Origin of the sequence: Streptomyces aurantiogriseus (assembly GCF_014649375.1) — a bacterium.
GTDB lineage: Bacteria > Actinomycetota > Actinomycetes > Streptomycetales > Streptomycetaceae > Streptomyces > Streptomyces aurantiogriseus.
Genome location: NZ_BMSX01000012.1, coordinates 303,514 through 322,564 on the forward strand (window position 1 = coordinate 303,514; position 19,051 = coordinate 322,564).

The following is a 19,051-nucleotide window of genomic DNA, read 5'->3' on the forward strand; positions in this document are numbered from 1 at the left end:
AGGTAACAACATGTCCGACACCAGCCCGACGGACCCGATGGCCGAGGCGTTCGAAGCCCAGCGTGACCGGCTGCGCGCGGTCGCCCACCGCATGCTCGGATCGCACGCCGACGCCGAGGACGTCGTCCAGGAGGCCTGGCTGCGCCTCTCCCGTCAGGACGCGGCGACCATCCACAACCTCGCCGGCTGGCTGACCACAGTGGTCGGCCGGATCAGCCTCGATGTCCTGCGATCGCGCCAGGCCCGCCCGGAGGCGTCCTACGACGACCGCATGTCCGAGCTCGTGGTGACGCTCGACGACAGTCCCGTTCCCGAGGACGACGCGGTGCTCGCCGACTCGGTCGGGCTCGCGCTGCTCGTCGTCCTGGAGTCGCTCGGGCCGAGCGAGCGGCTGGCGTTCGTGCTGCACGACCTGTTCGCGGTGCCGTTCGACGAGATCGGCCGGATCCTCGGCAAGTCCACCGCCGCCGCCAAGATGCTCGCCAGCCGCGCCCGCAGGAAGGTGCGGGCGATCGAGCGGCCGACCGGCGTCGGACGGGAGCAGCGAGATGTGGTCCAGGCCTTCCTGGCGGCGGCTCGCCGCGGCGACTTCGAGGAGTTGCTGCGGGTACTCGACCCCGAGGTGAAACTGACCGTCGACACCCCGTCCGGCGTAGTCGTCACCCTCGGCGCCACCAAGGTCGCAGCCGGCGCGCGACTGTCCGCCGGCGCAGCCGCACAGGGGCGGGCGGTGCTCGTCAACGGCCTCCCTGGGATCATGTCCTGGCGCGAGGACGGCACCCCGCTCTCGGTCCTCGCGTTCACCGTCGTCGGCGGCCGGATCACCGACATCACGGTCGTGATCGACCCGGCCAGGCTCGCGCTGATGGACCTGCCGGATCCGGCGTGAGTCCCTGCCGGGACGGGTCGTCGCCGAGCGCCGAAGTCCCGTTGGGGACAACGGCTCCTCAGGAAGCCGCTCAGCCCTTGACGGCGGAGCTGGCGACGCCCTGGACGAACCAGCGCTGGAAGAAGGCGAAGACGATCAGAACGGGCAGGACGAGGAGGACACCGAAGGCGAGGATCTGCCCCCAGTCCGGGGGAAGCTGGGCCTGGAAGACGCTCATCTCCAGCGGCAGGGGGCGTACCGAGGGGTCGGAGACCATGAGCACCGGCCACAGGAAGGAGCCCCACTGGGTGAGGAAGGTCAGGATCGCCACGGAGGCGAAGGCCGGCTTCGACATGGGGACGATGATCGCGAAGAAGGTGCGCCAGGGGCCTGCGCCGTCGAGGCGGGCGGCTTCCTCGATGCTCGGCGGGATCGAGCGGAAGAACGTGTGGAACTGGTAGACCGAGAAGGCGTTGGCGATGAACGGGATCGCCTGGATGAACAGGGTGTTGCGCTGGTCGTTGAACATGTAGAAGAGCGGGACGGCCACCGACTCGAACGGGACCAGCATCAGCAGCAGGATGAGGGTGAAGACGGCGTTCCGGCCGCGCCACTTCAGCCGTGACAGCCCGTACGCCGCCATTGAGTTGACGAAGAGCCCGCCCGTGACGACCACGAACGACAGCAGCAGCGAGATGCCCATGAAGCGCCAGAAGTAGCCGGTGCTGTCGGAGTTGAGGCTGTCGAGAACGGCCGTGTAGTTGTCGAAGGACAGGTGGGTGGGGAGGAAGCCGGACAGGCCGTTGAGGACTTCGTCCGACGGCTTGAGGCTGCCCATGAAGAGGTAGAGGACGGGCAGCGCGAAGACGAACGCCAGCACGCTGAGGACGGCGTAGTCGAGGAAACGGCGCAGGGGCGTGCGGGTGAGGCCCGTGTGGGTGCTCATGGTCAGTCCTCAGTCCTCGTTGTCGGGCCGGACTACGCGGCGCTGGATGAGGGTCAGGGCGACGACGATCAGGAAGAAGACGACGGTGATCGCGGACGCCTGGCCGATGTTGTTCCGGTCGAAGGCGGTGGTGACGGCCTGGTACATCACGGTGCGGGTGGCGTCCTCGTTGAGGCCGCCGCCCTTGACGAGGACGTAGACCTGGTCGAAGACGCGGAAGGACAGCACCGAGGTGAGCATGGCGACGAAGACGAGGGTGCCGCGGATGCCGGGCAGGGTGACGTGGCGGAACTGCTGCCAGCGGGAGGCCCGGTCGAGCTGGGCGGCCTCGTAGAGCTCGCCCGGGATCTGCTGGAGGCCGGCGAGGAGGATGACCATCTGGAAGCCGACGCCCTGCCAGACGGACAGCACGATGATCGAGGCCATGGCGGTGGCGGAGTCACCGAGCCAGTCGAAGGCCCCCCAGTTTCCGAAACTGACCGCGTCCAGCGCGGAGTTGAGCATGCCCTGGTCGCTGCGGGCGAGGATGAGCCGCCAGATCACGGCGACCAGCGCCATCGGGAAGACGACCGGCATGAAGAAGAAGGACCGGAACAGGCCGATCGCCTTGAGCTTGCGGTTGAGGAGGATCGCCAGCCCGAGCGCGAGGCCCGTCTGGACGGGTACGACGACGACGGCGAAGGTCAGGTTGTTCAGCAACGCCCGCAGGAACGGGCCGGACAGGTCGGGGTCCGTGAACAGCCGGCGGTACTGCTCCAGGCCGAAGAAGGACGGTGGCAGCGGGGAGCCGAGGCGGACGTTGTAGAAGGAGAGGACGACGGCGTAGCCGAACGGTATGCCGACGAAGGCGATGAGCCCGGCGACGGCGGGCGTGGACATGAGCAGTCCGTGCAACCAGTCGCGGTTCCTGCGCCCGGGGCGCACAGGGTGCGCCGGACGCGCGGGCTTGGCGGCGGTCACGGGTGGGGCCTGCTCCCGGGCGTGGGGCGCGGCGGGCGCCGGTTCGACGGATTTCACGGATGGGTCCTGTTCCCGGCGGGGGCGGGCGCGGTCTGCGCCGGCCCGCCCCTGGCCGATGGGTCCTACGGGATCTGGTAGCCGGCGTTGTCGGAGAAGTCCTGGTCGATGGCGCGGGCGGCCTTGGACAGGGCGTCCTTGGGGTCGGCACCGCCGTAGATCGAGTTGAGGGCCTCGCTGAACTTGGCGGTGACGGTCGGGTATCCGGCGGTCACCGGGCGGGTGACGGCGACGCAGGACGTGCTGATGTCGCTGTCGCCGCAGGGCTTGGCGAGCTGGTCGGCGAAGAGCTGGAGCGGGCCGCCCTGCTTGTAGAGAGGGCTCGCGGCGAGGGCGGTCCGGGTGGCGGGCGGGGCGCCGTTGGCCGTCGTCATCGCGGTGACGTTGGTGTCGTTGAGGAGGTAGTCGAGGAAGGCGCCGGCGGCCTTGGCGTTCTTGGTGTCGGCGCCGATGCCCCAGGCCCAGGAGCCCTGGCCGGTCTTGGGGCCGTTGCCGAAGTCGGGCAGCGGCAGGACGACGAGGTCGTCACCGAGGGCCTTGCTGTAGGTGGGGTACATCCAGTGGCCGACCCAGCTCAGGGCGACGCGGCCCTTGGCGAAGGCGTTGCCGTCGGTGTTGGGGTCGACGTAGGTCTTCCAGGACTGGACGGTCTTCAGCGCCGAGACCACGTCCGGGGTGTCGAGGGCGCCTTCCGCCTTGTCGCCCTTGATCAGCGAGCCGCCGGCCGACCAGACGACAGGGGCGAAGCCGTAGGTGCCCCACTCGGTGGCCAGGCCGTTGTTCTCCTGGATGTCGAGGGTCCTGCCGTCGGAGTCCTTGGCCTTCAGCGCCTTGAGCGCGGCGGTGAACTGCTCCGCCGTCCAGTCGTCGGACAGGCTGGTCGGGTACTTCACGCCGGCCGCGTCCAGCAGCTTCTTGTTGCCGTAGATCCCGAGACCCGAGTCGTACATGCCCAGGCCGTAGTGCTTGCCGCCGATCTCGCCCTGCGACTTGTTCGCGTCGGTGACGTTGGCCATCGTCTTGGAGGAGACGTAGTCGTCGATCGGGGCGAGCTTCTTGTTGTAGACGAAGTTCGCCATGGTCGGGCCGTCGAACTCCAGCACGTCCGGCAGCTCGGAGGCGTTGGTGGCGGTGATGGTCTTGGTGTAGTCGTTGCCCGGTATCAGCTTCAGCTCGACCTTGATGTCGCTCTGCGAGGAGTTGAAGGACTTCACCGCGGCCTGCAGGGCGGCGTCCTCGCTCTTCTGGCCCTGGTGGGCCCAGACGCTGATGGTGCCCTTGCCGCTGCCGCCCTCCGCGGAGGCGTCGGTGCCGCCGCCCCCGCCACAGGCGGCCAGTGCCGCCAGGGGCAGGGCGAGAGCCAGGCCCGTACAGGCTGTGCGGCGGTACTTTCTGCTGGTCGAGCTCATGGTCTGGGCCTCCGTGCTGTGGTGAGGGTGTGAGGTGCGGGAGTGCTTGTCGAGGCGTGGGGGCATGGGGTGTGGGGCTTGCGGGGTGGGGGTCACTGCGGTCCGCGCGGCCGGGGCGGCGCGGTGGTCTCGCGCAGGACGAGGCGGATGGGCATCTGCACCTGACCGGCGGGCGGTGCCGCGTCGGGGTCGTCCAGCTGGCGCAGCAGCAGACGGGCGGCTTCGGCGCCCTGCTCGGCGACCGGCTGGGCGACGGTGGTCAGGCCGACCACGTCGGCGAGTTCGTGGTCGTCGAAGCCGACGACGGACACGTCCTCCGGAACCTTCAGGCGATGGCGGCGCAGGGCGCGCAGCGCGCCCATCGCCATCTCGTCGGACTGCGCGAACACGGCCGTCGGCGGGCGGGAGGCGGCCAGCAGTTCGGTCATGGCCCGCTCGCCGCCCTCGACGGTGTAGTCGCCGTCCGCCTCCAGGGCCGGGTCGTGCTCGATGCCCGCGTCGGCCAGGACGTCCAGGTAGGCGTTGCGGCGCTCGATGGGGGTGGTCCAGTGCAGCGGACCGCTGGCCCCCGAGATCATTCCGATGCGGCGGTGGCCGAGGTTCACCAGATGCCGTACGGCGCTCTCGGTGCCGGCCCGGTCGTCTATGCCGACGACGGTGAAGCCGGGCCGGGTGCCGCCGACCGTGGTGGCCAGCGGCACCCCCAGTGAGCGCAGGGCGGCCGACTCCGCGTCGTCAGGGATGAGGAGCGACAGCACCGCGTCCACCCGCTTGCGGACCGGCAGTCTGGTGAAGAAGCGCTTGCGTGTCTCCGCCGAGCCCAGGTTGTACAGCAGCACGTCGTACCCGGCGGCGCTGAACACCTTCTCGGCCGCGTCCAGCACGGTGCCGAAGAACCAGCGGCCCACGTACGGGACCAGGACGCCGATGGTGTAGGTGCGGCCGCTGGCCAGGCTGGAGGCCGAGCGGGAGGCGGTGTAGCCGAGCTGGGCGGCGACGGCCGCGATCTGCGAGCGCACCTCGTCGGAGACGCCCGGCCGGCCGCGCAGGGCGCGGGACACGGTGGACGCGGAGACGCCGGCGGCGCGGGCGACGTCGTTGATGCTGGCCGTCACGGTGCGGTTCCTCCCGTTGATGTCACCTCGGTGTGAGCTGTGGGTGACGTGACCGTAAACCCGACCCCGCTGTTGCGCAAGCGTTTGCGTTCATATTTACTTGGGCCGATTCCAAAGTGAGACCCGTTTTGATCGATGGTCAGCGCATGCGTTTGGGCGCTGTGAGCCGACAGGAACTGCCCATGCGATACGCCCCGCCCGGCCTCTGCGTGAACGACTTCGCCCTCCTCCGCGACGAGGACGGCACGTACGCGGTGCTGCATCTGCAGGGGCCCTGGACGGCCGAGTTCGACCACCTGCGGATGGAGACCTCCTACGGCCGCGCCACCTCCACCGACCTGGTCGGCTGGCAGCCGCAGGGCACCGCCTTCGGGGTCGGCCTGCCCGGCCGCTTCGACCAGCAGGCGGTGTGGACCATGCACCCCGTCCGGCACGGCGGCGGAATGGCGATGTTCTACACGGGCGTGAGCGGACTGACGGCGGGTGGCTGGCCGTTGCAGTCGGTCGGGCTGGCCTACTCCGACCGCACCGACGGCACCGGCTGGCGGCGCCACGGCACCGGACCGCTGCTCGAGGCGGACCCGCGCTGGTACCGCACCGGCGAGCGGATGGGCTGGCGCGACCCCTTCGTCGTACGCGACGACGAGACGGACGGCTGGGTGATGGTCGTCTGCGCGAGCGACGCCTCCCTCCCGGTCGAGGTCAGCGGCTGCGTCGCCTGGGCCACCTCCGACGACCTGGAGCACTGGACCGTCCACCCGCCGCTCGTCTCGCCGGGCGACGTCGACGAGCTGGAGTGCCCGGTCCTGGAACGCCTCGACGACGGCAGCTGGCTGCTGCTCGGCTCCATCGGCGCCACCCGGGGCTTCGAGTCGTGGACCGCGCCGAGCCTGCGCGGCCCCTGGACCCGCCGTGGCCCTCTCGGTCCGACCGGTTCCTACGCCCCGCGGATCATCGCCGCCCCCGACGGCTCCCGCGTCGTGCTGCACACCACGCCGCGCCAGGTCGGTCTCAGCGACTCGGGCGAACGCTGCCGCGGCATGCTCGCTCAGCCCAAGTCCCTTGTGGTGCGAGGCGATTCCGCGCCTCGCCTGGAATGGTGGCCCGGCCTGGACGACTGGCTCGGCGAGGAAACCGACCGGCCCGCCCTGCACGCGGTCGGCGACCTCGACGTCACCGGCCCCGTGGAGATCACCCTGCGCGCCCGTACCGACGAAGGCGAACGGCCCGCCCTCGTCGTCGGCTGCGACGGCAAGAACCTGTGGGTGACCGGCCCCGACGGACACCGCCTCGGCGAGACGGTCCTGACCGAGCCCGCCACGACCCTGCGGATCCTCACCATCGGCGAGTACGTCGAGGTGTACGCCGACGGCGTCTTCGCCCTGACCACCCTGTGCTACTCGGGCCGCCCCGCCTCGTGGACAGCGGTCACGGACGGACGTACCCGCACGATCCCCGTCCGCCCGATCCGCCTGCCCGACCCCGACCGCGACGACGCCTCGGCCGTCTGGCCCGGCCCCTGAGGAACGGCGACCGGCCTCCCTGTGATCCGAACGAAACCGCTCAGCCGGCGAGGGTCCGGTGCGGTGGGTGGCCGTACGCCTCGCGGTACAGGGCGGCGAAGCGGCTGGGGTGGAAGAAGCCCCAGCGGGCCGCGATGTCGGTGACCCTGGTGCCGTCCAGCGGGGTCGCGGCCAGCAGGTCGGCGTGGGCGTGGGACAGGCGTACCCGGCGCAGATGGGCCAGCGGGGTGGTGTCCAGGTGGCGTCGGAAGGCGTACTGGAGGGCGCGGACCGTGACATGGGCGGCCGCGGCGATGTCGGCCACGGTGATGGGCTCGTCGGCGTGGTCCTCGATGTAGGCCAGCGCATGGCGCAGCGTCGTGGGGTGGGCGTCGTTGCGGTCGGCCGCGGTGGGGTCGGTGAGCGCGGTGTTGGGGAAGGCGGCGAGCACGCCGGCGGCCAGGTGCTGGGCGGCCGTGGAGGCGATCAGGGGCTGGTCGGCGATGTCGGGGTCGCTCAGGACGTGGTCGCGCAGGTAGCCGATGGAGTGCCGCAGGTGCCGGGCCGCGGCCGGTGAGTGGGGCCGGTGGCCGGTCAGCCGTACCGGTTCGGGTCTGCGGCCGGGCGCGCCGGCGGCGACCTGGGCGAGCAGATCGGTCTCCAGCATCGTGATGTTGTAGCGGGCGTTGCAGATCCGGCCCGAGTACGGCAGGTCCGGTGGGGCGATGGACACCATGTCACCGGGGCCGAAGGCGTCCCGGACGCCGTCGAAGGCATGGTCCTCGATGGTGCCGTCGTGGACGAGGCACAGGCAGATCCGGCCCAGGGGTGTGACGGAGTAGCTCATCTCGAAGTTCAGGTCGAGTTCGTCCACCGTCACCGACGGCATCGCGGAGCGCGTGATCCGCGCCCGGCTGTCCTGCGGGTCGTTGCTGCCGATCTGCATGCGTGCGTACGCCCGGCTGAGGAAGTCCTCGGTCAGGTCCAGGTCGTCACTGTCGAAGAACAGCGTGTCCATGAAGGCCTCGTCCGATGTCAGGCGGCCTGCGCGGGGCAGGGCGGGACGGTCGGCGGCTCGTCGCGACGACCGCGGCGAGGCAGGACCGCCGGTCGCCCGCCCTTCTCGCCTGCCCTGCATGCGGGCCCGCATGCAGGGCCCGGGTTCGTTTTCCGGACCGACCCCGGCGACGGTGTTCGTCGTGCGTGCAGACAGGCGGATGCGTGGCGTGCAGGCTGGGACGGGACGGTCCCGCGATGTCACCGGGGACGTCGGCCGCCCGTACCCCGGTCCAGGAGAGAGACGGTTCGCCATGCCAGCGGAGGAGCAGCTGACGGAGGTGGAGCTCAACGAGCGGATCGCCGTCCTGGAGGAGGAGGTCGGCCAGCTCCGGCAGGCCGTCGCCTCCCACGCCGTCGTCGACCAGGCGATCGGCGTGGTCATCGCCGTCGCCCACCTTCGGCCCGAGCAGGGCTGGGAGGTCCTCAGGGAGATCTCCCAGCGCACCAACACCAAACTGCGGGAGGTCGCGGAGTACGTGGTGCAGGGGGCCCACTGCCACTGGCTGCCCGACGAGATCCACCACGCGCTCACGGACGCCCTGCGGCGCGTGAAAGCGGAGTGAGGTCTCCCCGGTCCGTCCTTCCTGAGCGACTCCCCGCCCTTCCTTCCTGGGTAACTCTGGGTAATATCCGTGGTGACGTACAGTCGACCTCGGGGGAGAACTGTCGGAGGGGGAAGACGTGCCGCTGGAGCCCGTGCGGTTCGCGGTCCTGGGGCCCGTGCGGGTGTGGCGGGGGGAGACGGAGCTGGAGCCCGGAGGGCCGCAGGAGCGGGCCTTTCTGGCGCTGCTGCTGGTCAGGGCCGGGCAGCCGGTCGCCGTGGACGAGATCGTCGACGTGCTGTGGGGGACGCGTCCGCCGCGCAGCGCGGTCAACGTGGTCCGCAGACACGTGGGTTCGCTGCGGCGCCTGCTGGAACCCGGTCTCGCCCCGCGTGCCGCGGGCCGCTGGCTGATGCGGGACGCGGGCGGGTACCGGCTGGTGACCGACGGTGACTGTCTGGACCTGCTTCGGTTCCGCGCGCTGCGGGAGGCGGCGCGCCGGGTCACGGGGGAGTCGCCGGTGCGGGCGGTGGAACTGCTCACCGAGGCCCTGTCGTTGTGGCAAGGACCGGTCGCCGCCGGGCTTCCCGAACAGGCCCGTGCCCACCCGGCGTTCGGCGCGGCCGACCGCGAACGGCTCGCAGCCGTACGGGAAGCGGCCGACGCGGCGCTGCGGGCCGGGACGCCGGACGCGATCCTGCCCCAGCTGCAACTGGCCGCCACCGACCACCCGTTGGACGAACCCGTGCAGGCCGGGCTGATCCTCGCGCTGGCGGCGGCGGGCCGCCGCCCGGAGGCACTGGGCGTGTACGACGCCGTACGGCTTCGGCTGGCCGAGGAGTTGGGGATCGATCCGGGACCGGAGCTGCGCGAGGCGCACGAGGCCGTGCTGAAGTCGGCTACCGCCGACGAGGTGAGCCCGCCCGCCCCGTCCGCACCGGCCGCTTTCACCGCACCGGCCCAACTTCCCTACGACATACCGGCGTTCACCGGCCGCCACGCCGAACTGGACGAGATCCTCGCCCTGTCCGGCGGAGCCGAGCCGTCCGCCGGCACCGTCGTGATCAGCGCCATCGGCGGCATGGCCGGTGTCGGCAAGACCACCCTCGCCGTGCACTGGGCCCATCGCGTCGCCGACCGCTTCCCCGACGGGCAGCTCTACGTCAATCTGCGCGGCTTCGACCCGTCCGGCGCCGTCATGGAGCCGGGGGAGGCCGTCCGCGGTTTCCTGGACGCCCTCGGCGTGCCGCCCGACCGGGTGCCGCACGGTGTGGACGCGCAGGCCGCGCTCTACCGCAGCGTCCTGGCCGGACGGCGCGTCCTCGTCGTCCTGGACAACGCCCGTGACAGCGACCACGTACGGCCGCTGCTGCCCGGCTCGCCCGGCTGCCTCGCCATCGTCACCAGCCGCGACGAACTGTCCGGGCTGGTCGCCGCCCACGGCGCCCGCGCCCTCACCCTGCGGCCCTTCGACCTCGCCCAGGCGCGGGCGTTCCTCGTCGGCCGCCTGGGCGCCGAGCGGGTCGAGGCCGAGCCGGACGCCGCCGACGAGATCGGCGCACTGTGCGCCGGACTGCCCCTCGCCCTCGCCTGCGTCGCCGCCCGCGCCGCCGTCCACCCCCACTTCCCGCTGGCGGCCGTCGCCGCCGAGCTCCGCGAGGCCCACGGCAGCCTCGACGCCTTCGCCCGCTCCGACGCCTCCGTCGACGTGAGCACGGTGTTCTCGTGGTCCTCACGGGAGGTCTCGGACCCGGCCGCCCGGCTGTTCCGGCTGCTCGCCCTGCACCCCGGCCCCGACTTCTCCCTGCCGGCCGCCGCCGCCCTGGCCGGCCTGCCGGTGCGCCGGACCCGGCCGCTGCTGGCCGAGCTGACCGGCCTGCACCTCGTCACCGAGCACAGCCCCGGCCGCTACGCCTTCCACGACCTGCTGCGCGCCCACGCCGCCGAACTCGTCGACGAGGAGCACACCGATGACGAGCGGCAGGCGGCCCTGCACCGGCTCCACCACCACTATCTGCACACCGCCCACACCGCCGACCGGCTGCTCGCCCCCGCCTCCGATCCGCTGCCCCCGCCGCCCGCACCGGAGGGCGTGCACCCCGAACCGCTCGCCGACGACGACCAGGCCCTGGCCTGGCTCACCGCCGAGCACGCGGTGCTGCTCGCCGTCGTCGACACGGCCGCCGCCGGCGTGCAGGAACGTCTCGCCTGCCACCTGGCCTGGTCCCTGGAGCCGTTCTTCGACCGGCGCGGCCACTGGCACGACGGGCTCGCCGTGCAGCGCGTCGCCCTCGACGCCGCCCGGCGTCTCGCCGACCCGGTCCTGGAGGCCCGCGGGCTGCGCGGACTGGGCCGTATCGAGGGCCGCCTCGGCCTGCACGGCGATGCCGTCCCCCGCCTCGAACGCGCCCTCGCGCTCTTCACCGAGCTGGGCGACGACGCCGGCCGCGCCCACACCCACCGCAGCCTCGGCTGGGAACGCGACCAGCAGGGCGACCTCCCCGGCGCTCTGCGCCACAACCAGCTCGCCCTCGACCTGTTCCGCGCCCTCGGTGACCGCGCCGCACAGGCCAGCGTCCTGAACTCCGTCGGCTGGTACCACGCCCTGCTCGGCGAGTACCAACAGGCCCTGACGCACTGCTTCGAAGCCCTGACCATGCTCCAGGAGCTCGGCGACCGCTACGGCCAGGCCGCCACCTGGGACAGCATCGCCTACGCCCACCAGCACCTCGGCCGCCACCCGCACGCCCTCCTCGGCTACCGCAACGCCCTCGCCCTCCTGCGTGACCTCGGAGTGCCCTACGTCGAGGCCGACATCCTCACCCGCGTCGGCGACACCCACCGCGCCATGGGCGACCACGACAGCGCCCGCACCGCCTGGGAACAGGCGCTCACACTGCTCAGGTCCCTGGACCACCCCGACGCCGAGCGCGTCCAGGCCCGCCTGAGCGGACGGGACGGCCATGCCGGAGCCTGCTGACCGGAGCACCGCACCACCGCGCCCGCTGCGACCGTCCTCACCGATCTCGTGGTCCCGGAGAGGCCCGGGCGTTGACCCGGAGTGCACGGGCTCTTGATGCACAGCGCTGTCGGGCAGACCCGTACGACAGGTCTTTCCCAGGGTGGGACGGCGGGGAGCCGGGACGGAGCAGGGTGGGGCGATGCGGTTCGAGGTGCTGGGGCCCGTCCGGGCGTGGCGGGAGGACGACGAACTCGATCTCGGGTTCCCCCAGCAACGCGCCCTCCTCGCCCTGCTCCTGGCCCACACCGGCCGGGCCGTGCCCACGAGCGAGGTCCTCGACGTGCTCTGGGCCGAACGCCCGCCCGCCAGCGCACAGAACGTGGTGCGCCGCTACGCGGGTGCGTTGCGACGCCTGCTGGAACCGGAGTTGCCGCCCCGCGCCCCCGGCCGGCGCCTGCTGCGCCGCCCCGGCGGCTACCTCCTGGCGGCGGAACCGGACGAGGTCGACCTGCTGCGCTTCCGCGAACTGACCCGGCAGGGCAAGCGGGCGGCGGCCACCGGGCGGCCCGAGACGGCGGCCCGGAGCTTCACCGAAGCGCTGGAGGAGTGGCGCGGCCCGGTGGCGATGGGGATCCCCGCGTCCGCGCGTGAGCATGTCCAGTTCACGGCCGTCGAACGCGAACTCCTGCACACGGCCGGGCTGGCGGCCGACGCGGCCCTGCTGTGCGGCCGTGCCGAGCAGGTCCTGCCCGCCCTGCGCCGGGCCGCCGCCCTCGATCCCCTCGACGAGCCCCTGCACGCCCGGCTGGTCCTGTCCCTGGCCGCCTGCGGCCTCCAGGCGGAGGCCCTGAAGGCGTACGAGGACGTCCGCCGGCGGCTGACGGCGGAACTCGGCATCGCCCCGGGCGCCGAACTCGCGGCGGCGCACACCCGGGTGCTCCGCCAGGAGGTGGGGCGGCTGACGTCCGGGCCCACGGTGGACCTCGGACGGGAGGTGCCGGCCGTACGGGTCGGCAGCGGCGGCACCCCGGAGGGGCCACCGCTCGCCCGTCCCGCCCAACTGCCCCCCGACCTCGCCGCCTTCGCCGGCCGCGGGGCCGAGCTGGAGTGGCTGACGGACCGAGCGGGGCCGTCACCGGGCGGTGCGGAGGCGCCGGCGGCCGTGCTGATCGGCGGGATGGCGGGCGTCGGCAAGACCACGCTCGCCGTGCACTGGGCACACCGGGCGGCCCACCACTTCCCGGACGGCCAACTCCACGTCCCACTACGGGGGTTCGACCCGGCCGGGCCCGCCGTGGAGCCCGAGGAGGCGCTGCGCGGGATGCTCGCCGCGCTGGGCGTGGCCGCGCCGCGCATGCCGGACGGCCTGGCCGCCCTGACCGGTCTGTACCGCACCCTGCTGGCCGGCCGGCGCGTCCTCGTGGTGCTCGACGACGCCACCGGCACCGAGCAGCTGCGTCCGCTGCTGCCCGCCGCACCGGGCTGCCTGGCGCTGGTCACCAGCCGCCACGCCCTGCCTGGCCTGATCGCCTCGGGCGCCCGTCCGCTGCGCCTGGAGCCGCTCTCCGCCGAGGACGCGCGCGAGACGCTGGCCCTGCGGATCGGCGCCGATCGTCTGGCCGCCGAGCCCCGCGCCGGTGACGAGATCGTCGCCCGGTGCGGCCGGCTTCCCCTGGCCCTGTCCGCCGTCGCCGCACGCGTCACCGGCCGACGGGACGTCGCCCTCTCCACCGTTGCCGCCGAACTGCGCGACTGCCACAGCCGTCTGGACGCCTTCACCGCCACCGACGGAACGCCCGACGTGCGCGCCGCCTTCCTGGGCTCGTACCGCCTGCTGTCCCCGGAAAGCGCCCGCCTGTTCCGGCTGCTGCCCCGGCACACCGGACCCGACCTCACCCCGGCCGGGGCCGCGGCACTCACCGGGCTGCCGGTCCGCCGGGCCCGCCTGCTCCTCGGTGAACTCGCCGACGCCCACCTCGTCACCGAGCACACGCCCGGCCGCTACTCCCTGCACGATCTGCTGCGGGTCTTCGCGGCCGAACTCACGCAGGAACAAGGGCTGTCGGAGGTGCCCTGAGGGCCTCCCGGGCGCCGTACGCAGGCGTTCTCACTTCGCTGTCACACTTTTTGCACATGCCCCGACCTACTGTCCCGGCGACGAGACCACAGGCGCTCCGGAGGCAACGGCGGATGTCCACTACCACCACCATCGACGTCCGGGTCTCCCCGACGCCCCTGGGCGTGGAGATCGTGACCGGCGAGCGCGGGCCGGGCCGGCTGCCGGGGGAGCCGGGTCCGCATCCGGAGCCGTACCGGCTCCACGCCACCGACCGCGGCGCATACCTCTTCGTGGGCCTGCGAGGTGTCACCGCCCCGCCCGACACCGAGCCCGCCCCCCTGCACCTCGCCCCCGGCGACCTCTGCTTCTACGACGTGCGACGCCCGGCGGCCCTGGACTTCCCCGAGCGGTTCCGGGCGACGGTGTTCCTCGTCCCGAACGATCTGCTCGGGCTGACGCCCGCCGACGCACGACGGATCACACGGACGCCGGTCAGGCGGGCGTCCCGGCTCGGCACACTGCTGTCGCCGTTGCTGTCCGACCTCGCCCGCACCGCCTCCCAGGCCGGGCCCTCGGTCGGCGAGATGCTCGCCTGGAACGCCGTGAACCTCCTGGCGACCCTCGCCGCCGAGCAGGTGGGCGCGCACACGCCGGGCACGCCGGACGGGCAGGCACCGGTGCTGGGGCGGATCCTCGAGTACGTCGAACTCCACCTGACCGACCCCGACCTCTCCCCGGAGACCCTCGCCCGCGCCCACCACATCTCCGTGCGCTATCTGCACAAACTGTTCCGGGACGAGGGCACCACGGTCGGCCGCTGGATCCTGCGCCGCCGCCTGGAGGAGTGCCGACGCGACCTGATACGGCACCGGCGGGGGAGCCGCACCATCGCGGCGGTGGCGGGCCGTTGGGGCTTCACGAGTGCCACGCACTTCAGCCGGGTCTTCCGCACCGCCTACGGCATGTCCCCGCGCGAATGGCGGGACGCCGCCGGACGGCACCAGGTGTGCTGTCCGGCGGATCAGGTCGCAGGAGACCGGCGATGACTCATCGACGCAGGTGAGCGGGGCGACGGGGGTGCCTCCGCGCGAGGCCGTTCGGGCGCGGGGGAGCCGGCGACCGACGACAACGCCGGTGGGGGCACGTCCCGCTCATGGGGGTCCCTCCTGCTCGAGCGAAGCCAGGGGTGGGGGAGAAACCGGGAGCGGGGGAGAAGCCGGGAGCGGGGGAGGGCGTGCCGGCCCACGCGTCTGCGGCAGGATCCGCCGGACCGGCCCTGAGCCCCCGCCTCAGCCGCGGAGCCGCGCCCACGGCGCGTCCGCGGCCGAGAGCCGGTGCGTGGTCACGGCGGTGACCGCGAGCAGCAGCAGGGCCAGTCCCAGCGTCAGGACGAGGTGGCCGTGCAGCAGGAGCACCGCGCCGACGAGCGCGCCCAGGAACATGGCGAGCACGGACAGGATCCGGCGGCCGGGCCGCGGCGCCTCGCCGCCGGCCGGGGCGGAGTCCGCGGCCAGACCCGTCAGCGTCAGGGTCAGCACCGTGGTGGTGAGGTCGGGGACGCCCAGGCGCCGGGCGACCGCGTTCTGCAGGCCCATGGCGAGACCCAGCAACACGATCAGCGTGTACTGCACGCCGGTGCCGACCCGGCCGTCGGTGACCGCGGCGACGACCACCGTGACGGCGACCAGCACCGTCTGTGCCGCCGTCGCCGTCCGCAGCAGATGCCCCCGGTGCGCCGCGAACCGTGCGCCGAGCCGGCCGCCCGCCAGCGCGCCCGTGAGGAACGCCGCCAGGGAGACGACGGAGGCGAGCGCGGACAGGTTCGCGGCACCGGCCAGCGCGAAGCCCAGGAACACCACGTTGCCGGTCATGTTGGCGACGAAGACATGCCCCAGCGCCAGATAGCTCACCGCGTCCACCAGCCCGGTGACCACCGTCAACGCCAGCATCAGCGGCGGCAGCGGACCATGACGCTCCTCCCCGCGCGGTGCGAGGGTGCGCAGCGCGTCAGTCAGCAGCGCGCGCATACCGCGCCTCCTCAGCCCGTGGTGCCTGCAGCAGCAGGCGGGTGAGCAGCCCGCCGGCCGGGCCGGCCACGATCGCCGCGGCCACGACCCAGCCGGGCCAGGGCGTGAGGCCCAGCGCCTCGTCGAGGGACCAGCCACCCGGCCCGGTCAGGGCCAGCGCCGCCGACACGACGACGAGGACGAGCGGATACTCGTAGCCGTCGTTCTGCACCCACAGGCCCTTGGGCCACTTCACCGTGACGGCGACGGTCATCACGCCCGCCGCCGCCGTCGCGGCGAGCGGGGTGAGGAGCCCGGCGGTCAGGAACAGGCCGGCGCCGAGCTGGCTGCCGCCCGCGACGAGCGCGGTCAGCCGGCCGCCGCGGAAGCCGTCGCGGCGGAACTCCTCGGTCCCGCCCGCGAGGCCCTGTCCCCCGAGGAGGAAACTCACCTTCTGCACCCCGTGCCCGGCGATGAGGAGCCCCGTCACCAGCCGGAGGACCAGCAGTCCAGCGTCCATCGTGTACCTGCCTGTTCCCTGTTCTTCCGTGCCGTGCGGGGATCAGCCCGCCGCGTGGGCGCCGATGACGGCCTGCGCGTAGACGATGCCGAGGCCGTAGGCCCCGCCGTGCTCCTTCACGACGCCGGTCGTGGCGGCGTACGTCTCCGTACGGGCCCAGTCGCGCTGGAGCTCCAGCAGCACCTGCACCCAGGTGACCGGGATCGCGCCGCCCTGCACCATGCGCTGGATCGCGTGCTCGTGGGCCTGCGGGCTGACGCCGCCGGACGCGTCGGTGACGACGTACACCTCGTAGCCCTGGGCGAGCGCGGAGAGCGTGGGCAGGACGACGCAGACCTCGGTCCACAGGCCGGCGATCACCAGCTTCTTGCGGCCGGTGGCCTTGACCGCCTCGACGAAGGCGAGGTCCTCCCAGGCGTTCATCGTGGTCCGGTCGATGATCTTCTGCTCGGGGAAGACGTCCGCGAGCTGCGGCAGGAGCGGGCCGGAGAACGACTCGGCGGCCACGGTGCTCAGCACGACCGGCACGTCGAAGGCCTTCGCGGCCTTCGCCAGACCCAGCGTCGCGTTGATGATCGCGGTGCGGTCGCCGCTGCCCGTGCCGAAGAACATCTGCGGCTGGTGGTCCACGAACAGCACCGCACAGTTGTCGGGCGTGAGCAGGTCGGGGCTGGGGGACGCGGTGACCTCGGCGATGTCGACCATGGGGAAACCTTTCGGTTGATGGGTTGAAACGGGCGAACAGATGGTTCAGAGGGAGAAGCAGGGGTCGAACGGTGTGTCCGTGGCCTCCGGAACGAGGCCGCGGCCCACGCGCCACTGCCGCTGCTCCTCCGACTCGCCGACGGCCTCGCCGAGCAGTTCGGCCTGGCGGGCGCCCGCACGGGCCGGGGGAGGGGTCGCCCGGTAGCCGCCGAAGCGGGCGACCGGGCTCCAGCCGGGGCTGACGGGCGGCAGTTCCTCGTCGAGGCCCTCGTACTCGCCGGCGGCGTACACGATCCGGCCGCCGGTGACGGTCAGCAGCGACTCGATGTGCGGGATGTCCGCCTCGGGAACGGAGAAGTAGTCCTCGGAGAGGACCGCCAGGTCCGCGTAACAGCCGGGCCGCAGCACGCCCTTGACCTCGTCCTCGCCGGTCAGCGCGGCGCCGGCCCGGGTGAACAGGGCGAGCGCGGTCCGCCGGTCGACCCGGTTCGACGGCGGGCGCAGGGTCAGGTCGCCGACCGTGCGACCGCTGACCAGCCAGTGCAGGGCGACCCACGGGTTGTACGTCGACACCCGGGTGGCGTCCGTGCCGGCGGCGACGGTCAGCCCGCGCTCCAGCATGGCCGTGAGCGGCGGGGCGTCCGCGGCTCTGCCCGGGCCGTAGCGCCGTAGGAACGCCTCGCCCTGGAAGGAGAGGCGGTTCTGGACGGACAGGGCGCCGCCGAGGGCGGCGATGCGGTCGAGGCTCGCCGGGGAGACTGTCTCCGCGTGGTCGAACAGCCAGCGGTTGCCGGCCGGGAAGAGGCCTTCGGCCGCGAGTTTCTCGAAGACGGCGAGATCGCGCCGGATGGTCTCGTCGTAGGTGGCGTGCAGGCGGAATCCCCAGCCGTTCTCCATGAGGAGCCGTACCGCCTTCTCGAATTCCGCCTCGTATGCGGCGAGTTCCGGGCGCGGTTGGGTGAAGTTCTCGAAGTCTGCGGCCGCCCAGGTGAGGTTCTCGCCCGCCCCGTTCAGGCGCAGCCATTCGTCGCCGTCCTCGGGGCGGGCCGTTTCGATCCAGCGGGTGAGATCGTCGATCTCCTGGCCCGGTGTCTGCGGGAAAAGGTGATAGGCGATACGCAGCGACAACTGGCCGGATTTCGCCAGGTCGACGACGGTGGAGTAGTTCTCGGGGAAGTTCTGGAATCCGCCGGCGGCGTCGATGGCCGAGGTGAGTCCGAACCGGTTGAGTTCGCGCAGGAAGTGCCGGGTCGAGGTCTTCTTGTCCTCGCCCTCCAGCACCGGGGCCTTGGCGAGCGTCGAGTACAGGATCAGGGCGCTGGGCGCGGCCAGCAGCATGCCCGTCGGCTCTCCGTCGCGGCTGCGGACGATCTGGCCGCCCTTCGGGTCCGGGGTGTTCCGGTCGTAGCCCGCGGCCTTGAGGGCGGCCCGGTTGAGGACGGCGGACTGGTAGAGGTGCAGGACGAAGACGGGCGTGTCGGGCGCGGCGGCGTTCAGCTCCGCGACGGTCGGCAGCCGCCGTTCGGCGAACTGCTCCGCCGACCAGCCCCCGACCACCCGCACCCACTGGCCCTTCGGTGTACGGGCGGCCTGCTCGCGCAGCATCGCCAGCCCCTGCCGCAGGGTGGGAACGCCGTCCCAGCGCAGCTCCAGGACGTAGTTGAGGCCGCCGCGGATCACATGCAGATGGGCGTCGTTGAGGCCCGGCACCACGCGTCGGCCGAGCGCGTCGACCACCCGCGTGTCCGGACCGATGTGCCCGGCCACGTCCTGGTCGTCGCCGACGGCCGTGATGACACCGCCGCGCACGGCGAGCGCATCGGCCTGCGGGCGGCGCGCGTCCTGCGTATGGATCCGCGCATTGCGGACGACGAGTTCCGCGGCATTGTCGGTGGCCTGGGGAACCAGCCCGCCGACCGGCATTGCTGACACGGTGTGACATCCCTCCCGGAATCCTTCAATCGCGCGTCCGGTGCGACGAACCGCGGTTGCTTCGCCGACAACTCAAACCGGTTCGCGAGACGCCGTGTGTTCCCTGAGCGCACTGAATGAGTGCTCACAGCGCACGGTGCTCCGTGCGCTGTGAGGACAGTGCCGGTGCACGCGTGGGCAAGGTCCGGCCGCACCGCGGATTTAGCGTCGACGGGCAGGAACACGCACACCGATAACAGCTGGAGACACCCATGTCCGACGTCGTCGAGCCGGTTCGACCGGTGCTGGAACCCGAGGCCGCGGCGTTCGCCGAGGCGACCGCCAACCCGCCGTATCTGTTCGACCTGCCGCCGGCGGAAGGGCGCAAGGCCGTCGACGAGGTGCAGTCCGGCGAGATCGGCAAGCCGGA

15 protein-coding genes and 1 pseudogene are annotated in these 19,051 nt (G+C 72.6%); 7 read left to right on the forward strand and 9 right to left on the reverse strand.

Features of this window, described 5'->3' with window-relative positions; genetic code table 11:
- Positions 1 to 10: 10 nt before the first annotated feature.
- Entirely contained in the window at positions 11 to 889 is an 879-nt protein-coding gene (locus IE263_RS25700; RefSeq protein WP_189940122.1) for a sigma-70 family RNA polymerase sigma factor, read from the forward strand.
- A gap of 70 nt (positions 890 to 959) precedes the next feature.
- Here IE263_RS25700 and IE263_RS25705 read toward each other — a convergent pair whose 3' ends face one another.
- From IE263_RS25705 to IE263_RS25720, 4 genes are all read right to left on the reverse strand, one after another.
- The gene (locus IE263_RS25705) at positions 960 to 1,814 is read right to left on the reverse strand and encodes a carbohydrate ABC transporter permease (protein WP_189940123.1); all 855 of its coding nucleotides are present in this window, start codon (positions 1,812 to 1,814) and stop codon (positions 960 to 962) included.
- Between the two features lie 9 nt (positions 1,815 to 1,823).
- Entirely contained in the window at positions 1,824 to 2,831 is a 1,008-nt protein-coding gene (locus IE263_RS25710) for a carbohydrate ABC transporter permease (RefSeq protein ID WP_189940124.1), read from the reverse strand.
- Between the two features lie 65 nt (positions 2,832 to 2,896).
- On the reverse strand, positions 2,897 to 4,240 hold the full coding sequence (locus IE263_RS25715; protein ID WP_189940125.1) for an ABC transporter substrate-binding protein: 1,344 nt from the start codon (positions 4,238 to 4,240) through the stop codon (positions 2,897 to 2,899).
- A 92-nt stretch (positions 4,241 to 4,332) separates the two neighbouring features.
- Complete coding sequence (locus tag IE263_RS25720) at positions 4,333 to 5,355, reverse strand: LacI family DNA-binding transcriptional regulator (RefSeq protein WP_189940126.1); 1,023 nt, start codon at positions 5,353 to 5,355, stop codon at positions 4,333 to 4,335.
- A 182-nt stretch (positions 5,356 to 5,537) separates the two neighbouring features.
- Between IE263_RS25720 and IE263_RS25725 the strand changes: the two genes are divergently transcribed.
- Complete coding sequence (locus tag IE263_RS25725) at positions 5,538 to 6,878, forward strand: glycoside hydrolase family protein (protein WP_189940127.1); 1,341 nt, start codon at positions 5,538 to 5,540, stop codon at positions 6,876 to 6,878.
- Between the two features lie 40 nt (positions 6,879 to 6,918).
- On the opposite strand, the gene IE263_RS25730 is transcribed toward IE263_RS25725, so the two are convergent.
- Positions 6,919 to 7,875 (reverse strand): helix-turn-helix transcriptional regulator, encoded by a 957-nt coding sequence (locus IE263_RS25730; RefSeq protein ID WP_189940128.1) that lies wholly within the window; start codon positions 7,873 to 7,875, stop codon positions 6,919 to 6,921.
- Positions 7,876 to 8,167: 292 nt separating this feature from the next.
- Between IE263_RS25730 and IE263_RS25735 the strand changes: the two genes are divergently transcribed.
- From IE263_RS25735 to IE263_RS25750, 4 genes are all read left to right on the forward strand, one after another.
- Positions 8,168 to 8,479, forward strand: a complete 312-nt coding sequence (locus tag IE263_RS25735) for an ANTAR domain-containing protein (RefSeq protein ID WP_189940129.1) — start codon at positions 8,168 to 8,170, stop codon at positions 8,477 to 8,479.
- A 118-nt stretch (positions 8,480 to 8,597) separates the two neighbouring features.
- Positions 8,598 to 11,438, forward strand: a complete 2,841-nt coding sequence (locus IE263_RS25740) for an AfsR/SARP family transcriptional regulator (protein WP_189940130.1) — start codon at positions 8,598 to 8,600, stop codon at positions 11,436 to 11,438.
- A gap of 181 nt (positions 11,439 to 11,619) precedes the next feature.
- On the forward strand, positions 11,620 to 13,497 hold the full coding sequence (locus IE263_RS25745; protein ID WP_189940131.1) for an AfsR/SARP family transcriptional regulator: 1,878 nt from the start codon (positions 11,620 to 11,622) through the stop codon (positions 13,495 to 13,497).
- Between the two features lie 113 nt (positions 13,498 to 13,610).
- On the forward strand, positions 13,611 to 14,525 hold the full coding sequence (locus tag IE263_RS25750) for a helix-turn-helix domain-containing protein (protein WP_189940132.1): 915 nt from the start codon (positions 13,611 to 13,613) through the stop codon (positions 14,523 to 14,525).
- Positions 14,526 to 14,768: 243 nt separating this feature from the next.
- Here the strand turns inward: IE263_RS25750 and IE263_RS25755 are convergent, their stop codons facing one another.
- The 4 genes from IE263_RS25755 to IE263_RS25770 are packed head-to-tail and all read right to left on the reverse strand — an operon-like array spanning position 14,769 to position 18,633.
- Positions 14,769 to 15,506: a YoaK family protein gene (locus IE263_RS25755; RefSeq protein WP_189940133.1), complete on the reverse strand. Its 738-nt coding sequence runs from the start codon at positions 15,504 to 15,506 to the stop codon at positions 14,769 to 14,771.
- Positions 15,487 to 16,005 carry a DoxX family protein gene (locus IE263_RS25760; RefSeq protein WP_189940134.1) on the reverse strand — a complete coding sequence of 173 codons (519 nt, stop codon included), beginning with the start codon at positions 16,003 to 16,005 and terminating at the stop codon, positions 15,487 to 15,489. Before IE263_RS25760 ends, IE263_RS25755 begins: the two co-directional genes overlap by 20 nt.
- Positions 16,006 to 16,047: 42 nt before the next feature.
- Positions 16,048 to 16,710 (reverse strand): hydrolase, encoded by a 663-nt coding sequence (locus IE263_RS25765; RefSeq protein ID WP_189940135.1) that lies wholly within the window; start codon positions 16,708 to 16,710, stop codon positions 16,048 to 16,050.
- Between the two features lie 45 nt (positions 16,711 to 16,755).
- Positions 16,756 to 18,633, reverse strand: coding sequence for an amidohydrolase (locus IE263_RS25770; protein ID WP_189940164.1), 1,878 nt, complete (start codon positions 18,631 to 18,633; stop codon positions 16,756 to 16,758).
- A 260-nt stretch (positions 18,634 to 18,893) separates the two neighbouring features.
- Here IE263_RS25770 and IE263_RS25775 point away from each other — a divergent pair.
- Positions 18,894 to 19,051, forward strand: a pseudogene (locus IE263_RS25775) (esterase); the annotation flags it as partial.

Excerpts from the sequence above, each read along its gene's own strand:
- IE263_RS25745 (WP_189940131.1), top strand. The coding sequence starts at position 11,620 with ATGCGGTTCGAGGTGCTGGGGCCCGTCCGGGCGTGGCGGGAGGACGAC.
- IE263_RS25765 (WP_189940135.1), bottom strand. The coding sequence starts at position 16,710 with ATGGTCGACATCGCCGAGGTCACCGCGTCCCCCAGCCCCGACCTGCTC.
- IE263_RS25750 (WP_189940132.1), top strand. The coding sequence starts at position 13,611 with ATGTCCACTACCACCACCATCGACGTCCGGGTCTCCCCGACGCCCCTG.
- IE263_RS25770 (WP_189940164.1), bottom strand. The coding sequence starts at position 18,633 with ATGCCGGTCGGCGGGCTGGTTCCCCAGGCCACCGACAATGCCGCGGAA.
- IE263_RS25755 (WP_189940133.1), bottom strand. The coding sequence starts at position 15,506 with ATGCGCGCGCTGCTGACTGACGCGCTGCGCACCCTCGCACCGCGCGGG.
- IE263_RS25760 (WP_189940134.1), bottom strand. The coding sequence starts at position 16,005 with ATGGACGCTGGACTGCTGGTCCTCCGGCTGGTGACGGGGCTCCTCATC.
- IE263_RS25700 (WP_189940122.1), top strand. The coding sequence starts at position 11 with ATGTCCGACACCAGCCCGACGGACCCGATGGCCGAGGCGTTCGAAGCC.
- IE263_RS25730 (WP_189940128.1), bottom strand. The coding sequence starts at position 7,875 with ATGGACACGCTGTTCTTCGACAGTGACGACCTGGACCTGACCGAGGAC.
- IE263_RS25715 (WP_189940125.1), bottom strand. The coding sequence starts at position 4,240 with ATGAGCTCGACCAGCAGAAAGTACCGCCGCACAGCCTGTACGGGCCTG.
- IE263_RS25705 (WP_189940123.1), bottom strand. The coding sequence starts at position 1,814 with ATGAGCACCCACACGGGCCTCACCCGCACGCCCCTGCGCCGTTTCCTC.
- IE263_RS25735 (WP_189940129.1), top strand. The coding sequence starts at position 8,168 with ATGCCAGCGGAGGAGCAGCTGACGGAGGTGGAGCTCAACGAGCGGATC.
- IE263_RS25725 (WP_189940127.1), top strand. The coding sequence starts at position 5,538 with ATGCGATACGCCCCGCCCGGCCTCTGCGTGAACGACTTCGCCCTCCTC.